Raw genomic sequence first — 6,438 nt, 5'->3', positions numbered from 1 at the left:
GTCGACGGCCAGGCCGGCTCGGCTGGCCAGTATTTCCAGTTGCGCATCGCTCATGGTCGCTCTCCATCCGGGGGTAGCAAAGGGGCTGCGGCTGTGAGGCTGACGAGCGCGCAATACGGGGCAAGGGTGYCCTGATCCAACAGACCGGCCGAGTGCGGCGGGTATTCGAACAGCAGTGTCGCGTCGGCCTGTGGGGAGTGGACCACGGCTGCGTCGCTGAGGTTCAGGTCAATGCGCAACTGACTGCCATCGCCCAGCCGCCAGCGTGCCGACACCGCGCCCTCGGCCAGTACCTGCGCCCCCAGCGCGTGGGCGCCGGGCAACTGCGGGATGATGTGTTGATGGCGGATTTGCAGCAGTCGACGATACAGCTCATGAATGGCCGGTTGCCGGGTGGCGGTCAGCTTCGGCCGCGACGCTTCGAAAGTCTGCATCGCGTTCGGGTCGGGAATCTGCTCGCGTTTGTGCGGGTCGGCAAAGGCGCTGAAGGCCGCGAATTCGTTGCGTCGACCTTCGCGCACCAACTCCGCCAGCTCACCATGGTGGCTGGTGAAAAACAGGAACGGTTGTTCGGCGGTGAACTCATCGCCCATGAACATCAGCGGAATCATCGGCGACAACAGCAGTAACACGGTGGCGGCACAGAGGGCCTCAGGCCGGGCCAGTTGATGCAAGCGCTCACCAAAGGCGCGGTTGCCGATCTGGTCGTGGTTCTGCAAAAAAAGCACGAAGGCCGTCGGCGGCAAGTGACCGCTCGGCTCACCGCGCGGCGTACCGTGGCGGGTGATATGGCCTTGAAACACGAAGCCCTGGCTCAGGCAACGGGCGAGTTGTTCGGTGGGGTTTTGGGCATAGTCGGCGTAATAGGCATCGGTTTCACCGGTAAGCAACACGTGCAGGGCGTTATGAGCGTCGTCGTTCCACTGCGCGTCAAAACCTTGCTCCAGCAGGCTGGCCTGGTTGTGCTCGTTTTCCGCCATCAGCCACACATGCCGCGCCGGATTGATATGTTGGCGAACCCGTTGCGCCAGCTCTTGAAGGAAGTCCGGGTCTTCGATGGCATGCACTGCATCCAGGCGCAGGCCGTCGAAACGGTACTCCAGCAACCACATCAGCGCATTGTCGATAAAGAAGTCACGCACCTCGCGCCGGCGGAAGTCGATGGCTGCGCCCCACGGCGTGTGTTGGTCTTCGCGGAAAAAACCTTTGGCGTAGCGATGCAGGTAATTGCCGTCCGGGCCGAAGTGGTTGTAGACCACGTCGAGAATCACCGCCAGGCCATAGCCGTGGGCCGTATCGATCAGGTGTTTGAGTTGTTCGGGCGAACCGTAGGAGGCCTGCGGTGCGTAAGGCAGAACCCCGTCATAGCCCCAATTGCGCTCGCCGGGAAACTGYGCCAACGGCATCAGTTCGATGGCGGTAATCCCCAACTCGACCAAGCGCGCCAGATGCTGCTCGACCTCGCTGAAACCGCCGAGCGCACCGACATGCAGTTCGTAGATCACCGCCTCGTTCCATGGCCGACCTTGCCAGGCACTGTGCTGCCAGCGATAGGCGAGGGGATCGACCACCACGCTGGGGCTGTCGATATCGCCCGCCTGGGCGCGGGAGGCCGGGTCCGGCACCTCCAGTTCGCCATCGATGTTGTAGCGGTAGCGGGTACCCGCGGGACAGCGGGTCTTGATCACAAACCAGCCGTCGGCCTGAGGCAGCAGCGGCAGGGATTGTCCGTTTTCCAGTTCAAGACTGACGTAAAACGCATCTGGCGCCCACAAGGCAAAACGCGTGTGTTCAGCGTCCAGCATGATTGCGCCGTGGGGCCAGGTTTCAAGAGTCCGTAACGGCATCGTTGAAAACCTCTTACTGTTTGCCCGATTTACCCAGCGCTTTAGCCACCAGTTGTTCGTAGAGTTCGGCGTAGGGTTCGACCGCCTTGCACCAGTTGAAAGGCGCCGCCATGGCCCGGCAACGCATGGCGTTGAGCAGGCCGGGGAAGGCGAACACCTTGAACGCGCGGCTCAGGGCTTCGCGATAGCTCTCCACGGTGGATTCGTCGAAAAGAAAACCGGTCACGCCGTTTTCAATGGTGTCGGCCAGGCCGCCGGTATTGCGCGCCACCGGCAATGAACCGAAGCGCTGGGCGTACATCTGGCTCAGGCCGCAAGGTTCGTAACGCGAAGGCATCAGCAGGAAATCACTGCCGGCAAACATCCGGCGGGCGTCGGTTTCATTGAAGCCGATGTGCACGCCGATTTGCCCGGGGAAGCGCAACGCCAGCTCACGCATGGCTTGTTCTTCTTCCGGTTCGCCGCGGCCGATAATCGCAATCTGGCCGCCATTGGCGACAATGTATTCGGCCACCGCTTCGGTCAGGTCCAGGCCTTTCTGGTAGACAAGCCGCGAGACCACGGCGAACAGCGGGCCTTCGGAATCATCCAGGCCGAATAACCGGCGAACGTGCGCCGCGTTGACCGCTTTGCCGTCCCAGTCGCCGATGCCGAACGGGTGGAACAGGTGCGGATCGGTGGCTGCGTCCCAGCTTTCATCGATGCCATTGGGAATCCCGCTGAGCAGACCTTGCTGGGTCTTGGCGGCGAGAAAACCGTCGAGGCCGCAGCCGAAGGCCGGCGTGGTGATTTCCTGGGCATATGTGGCGCTGACGGTGGTGATGTGGCTCGAGTAGGCCATGCCAGCCTTGAGGAACGACATCTTGCCGTAAAACTCCATGCCTTCCTGCTGCAAGGCATGCACGGGAATACCGAGTTCCGGGCATGAGCCGAGGCTGGTGACGCCTTGGTACGCCAGGTTATGGATGGTGAACAGGGTCGGGGTGCGTTGGCCACGCCAGTGCATATAGGCAGGGGCCAGGCCCGCGGGCCAATCGTGTGCATGCACCAGATCCGGGCACCAGTGAATTTGTGCGAGGTTGGCGGCGATATCGGCGGCCGCAAGCCCCAGGCGGGCGAAACGAATATGGTTGTCCGGCCAGTCGCGGCCATTGTTGGCGCCGTAGGGCGARCCTTCGCGCTCGTACAGTTCAGGGCAGATCAACACGTAAATGACCAGGCCGTCGGGCATGTCCATGCGCCCGATCTTGCAGGGCGGCAACGCGGCGTGCCCGCCCAGTTCACCGATGATATGAATTGGATTTTCGCTGTTCAGCACTTGCGGGTAACCGGGGATCAACACCCGGACATCGTGCAGGTGAGCCATGGCTCGCGGCAGCGCGGCGGAAACGTCTCCCAGGCCACCGGTCTTCACCAGATCGGCAATCTCCGAGGTGACGAACAACACTTTTTTCTTGTTGGGATTCTGACGGACTACCGGTGCCAACGCCTTGGTGACCGGGACGCTGACCGATTTGGCGGTAAGGGCTCCCACGGTGCTGGCTTCGCCGACCTGTTGATGAGCACGTTCTCCCTGAACATCTAACGCCGTATTGATCATATGCATCTCCCCGTGTTGTTGATCTGATTCCAAACCTGGCACAAACGGTGTTGGCCAATTCCTGTGGCCGGGCGCAAACGCGCTACGCATCGGTGAGCAAGTGCTGCCCATGCGCTGAAGCTCAATGGGTGAAGTGGCTGTTGCAAGGAATGCACCAGTCGCTGTGCCCTACCTTTCAGCTGACCTGAAGCCAATACGAAAAGTTTCTATTTATTTCACCGAATGACCAGTCGGTTTTATTCCCCGAAAACAGTCTAGGCCAGAACCTAGAGCGGGGTGGTCAACCGGACAAATTGTTCGACAATCGGTTGGGGGAGGGTACAAAACACACGGGCTTTATGGGGAAACGCACCGACGAAGGGCAGGTTTGTTTTTTTGGGTGGGTCAAGACGGGACCGGGAAGTCACGATAGTTGGGCACGATGGAATAGGGGTTGCACCATTGCGGTGCGCAGGATTTAGGAGGGTGTGGTGGATTTGAGGGACTCTTCGCGGGCAGGCCTCGCTCTCACAGGGGAATGCATTTCACATGTGGGCGCGCGGCTTGCCCGCGAAGAACGATAACGCCGTCTCAGCCCAGCAACCGAATCGGCGCCCCGGCCGCCCAAGCCTGAATGTCCTCGATCATCTGCGAAAAGAACAGCTGATAGTTCTGTCGGCTGACGTACCCGACATGGGGCGTGGCCAACACATTGTCCAGCGTTCTGAAGGGATGATGGCGGGGCAACGGCTCGTGCTCGAACACGTCCAGAGCTGCGCCCGCCAGGCGTTTTTTCTGCAGGGCCTTGATCAGTGCCGCTTCATCGACAATCGGCCCGCGCGCGGTATTGACCAGCCATGCCGTGGGCTTCATCCAGTCCAGCGCCTGAGCGTCCACCAGCCCTCGGCTGCGCTCGCTGAGCACCAGATGGACCGACAGCACATCGGCCTGCTCGAACAGTTCCTGCTTGCTGACATAGGTCACGCCGACTTCGGCCGCTCGTTCACTGTTGAGGTTTTCGCTCCACGCAATGACGCGCATGCCGAACACCTGGCCGAATTGGGCAACCCGTTGACCGATACTGCCCAGGCCGAGGATCGCCAGCGTCTTGCCCTGCAAGTCGCCACCCAGGCCTTGCTGCCAAAAGCCCGCGCGCAAGGCGTTGGCTTCGGCCACCAGGTTGCGGGTCGCGGCCATGATCAGTGCCCAGGTCAGTTCTGGCGCGGCATGTTTGTAGCTGTCGGTGCCGCAGACCTGGATGCCCAGCGCGGCGGCGGCCTTAAGGTCCAGGGCGGCGTTGCGCATGCCGCCGGTGACCAACAGTTTGAGGGTGGGCAAGCGGCGCAGCAGGTCTTCGTCGAACCGGGTGCGCTCGCGCATCACACAGATCACCTCGAATGCGCCCAGGCGCTCGGCCAGGGTTTCGTTATCGGCCGGGTAGTCATGGAAAAAACTCACCTGGCCGATGCTGTCCAGCACTGACCAGTCCACCACGTCGCGCGCCACGTCCTGCCAGTCATCGATCACCGCAATCTGCACCGCCATCAGCCTTACCTCATCAACGAACGGGATTGGTTTTGTTCAGCCAGCCGAGCAACGCCTGATGAAACTTCGCCGGCTCCTCCATCTGCGGCGCGTGGCCCAGACCCGGGAATTCAATCAGTGTCGACTGGGGGACCAGCTTCGCCACTTGCTTGCCGAGTACATCGTAATGACCGATTTTCGCCTTGACCTCGGGCGGTGCGATGTCTTTGTTGATGGCCGTGGTGTCGGAGGTGCCGATCAACAGCAGGGTCGGCACTTTCAGGTCCTTGAACTCGTAGTACACCGGCTGGTTGAAGATCATGTCGTAAATCAGCGCCGAGTTCCACGCCACCGCTGTTTTGCCCGGTCCTTTGGCCAGGCCTGCGTACATGTTCACCCAGCGGTCAAACTCGGGCTTCCAGCGGCCGTCGTAATAGGTGGTGCGTTGGTAGTCATGAATACCTTGCGCGGTCACTTTCAGCTCGCGCTCATACCATTGATCGACCGTGCGATATGGCACGCCGAGGGCTTTCCAGTCTTCCAGGCCGATGGGGTTGACCAGCGCCAGTTGTTCGACCTGATCGGGGTATTGCAGCGCATAGCGGGTGGCGAGCATGCCGCCGGTGGAGTGGCCGAGCAGGGTCGCCTTTTGTATGCCGAGGGCTTTGAGCAGTTGCTGAGTGTTGCTCGCCAGTTGCTGGAAACTGTACTGATAGTGGTCCGGTTTACTGGAGGTGCAGAAGCCGATCTGGTCCGGGGCGATGACCCGGTAACCGGCCTCGCTCAGTGCCTTGATCGAGCTGTCCCAGGTGGCTGCGCAGAAATTCTTGCCATGCATCAACACCACGCTGCGGCCATTGGCCTTGCCTTGGGCGGCAACGTCCATGTAGCCCATTTGCAGGGATTTGCCCTGGGATTGAAAGGCGAAATGCTTGACCGTGTAGGGGTAGTCAAAGCCCTGGAGTTCCAGGCCGTATTCTGGTGTTTCGGCCTGGGCCTGGTTCTGGGCATAAACGAGAACCGGCAGTGCCGCCGTTAGCAGCAGGCCGGGTAACCAGCGGGAAAGGATGGGCGACATGGGGAAACTCCACAGGAAATCCGCCGATGCTGGATTGGCGTGATTAGGGTGACATTAAACGCAGTCAAGCCATTCCCCTCGCGATGCACTCTTTTTGTAGCAGCTGCCGAGCCTGCGAGGCTGCGTTCGGCTGCGTAGCAGTCGTCAAACCAGAGCTTTCAGTGCATCAGGCAAACTGCGTCAGCCGGATTCACGAAGGCTTCGCCGCCGAACGCCGATACACGGGGCCTTTCGTTCAACCCATCGAGCCCAACGTGGCCATTGCCAGTACGCCATAGCGGGCACCCTTGGCGAGGGTCACGATCATCAGGAAACGCCCCAGCGGTTCGCGCATGACGCCGGCCACCAGCGTCAGCGGGTCGCCGATGATCGGTACCCAACTCAGCAGCAAGGACCAATGACCGTAGCGC

Annotated in this window: 4 protein-coding genes and 1 pseudogene; all 5 read right to left on the bottom strand. The window is 61.0% G+C overall.

Features of this window, described 5'->3' with window-relative positions:
* Positions 1 to 50: 50 nt before the first annotated feature.
* Positions 51 to 1,847, bottom strand: a complete 1,797-nt coding sequence (treZ, locus tag AC1DLB_RS18010; protein ID WP_477785383.1) for a malto-oligosyltrehalose trehalohydrolase — start codon at positions 1,845 to 1,847, stop codon at positions 51 to 53.
* A gap of 13 nt (positions 1,848 to 1,860) precedes the next feature.
* Positions 1,861 to 3,447 (bottom strand): glycogen synthase GlgA, encoded by a 1,587-nt coding sequence (glgA, locus tag AC1DLB_RS18005; RefSeq protein ID WP_018926120.1) that lies wholly within the window; start codon positions 3,445 to 3,447, stop codon positions 1,861 to 1,863.
* A gap of 570 nt (positions 3,448 to 4,017) precedes the next feature.
* Complete coding sequence (locus AC1DLB_RS18000; RefSeq protein ID WP_477743014.1) at positions 4,018 to 4,971, bottom strand: D-2-hydroxyacid dehydrogenase family protein; 954 nt, start codon at positions 4,969 to 4,971, stop codon at positions 4,018 to 4,020.
* Between the two features lie 13 nt (positions 4,972 to 4,984).
* Entirely contained in the window at positions 4,985 to 6,028 is a 1,044-nt protein-coding gene (locus AC1DLB_RS17995; protein WP_477743015.1) for an alpha/beta fold hydrolase, read from the bottom strand.
* A 235-nt stretch (positions 6,029 to 6,263) separates the two neighbouring features.
* Positions 6,264 to 6,438, bottom strand: a pseudogene (locus AC1DLB_RS17990) (YqaA family protein); the annotation flags it as partial.

The organism is Pseudomonas sp. 05N434 (assembly GCF_056396965.1).
Note: the sequence above shows the minus strand (reverse complement) of the source record. Positions and strands in the feature narration are given on the sequence as shown.

Bases quoted from the DNA above. Each gene is read 5' to 3' on its own strand.
- AC1DLB_RS18000 (WP_477743014.1), bottom strand. From the start codon at position 4,971: ATGGCGGTGCAGATTGCGGTGATCGATGACTGGCAGGACGTGGCGCGC.
- AC1DLB_RS17995 (WP_477743015.1), bottom strand. From the start codon at position 6,028: ATGTCGCCCATCCTTTCCCGCTGGTTACCCGGCCTGCTGCTAACGGCG.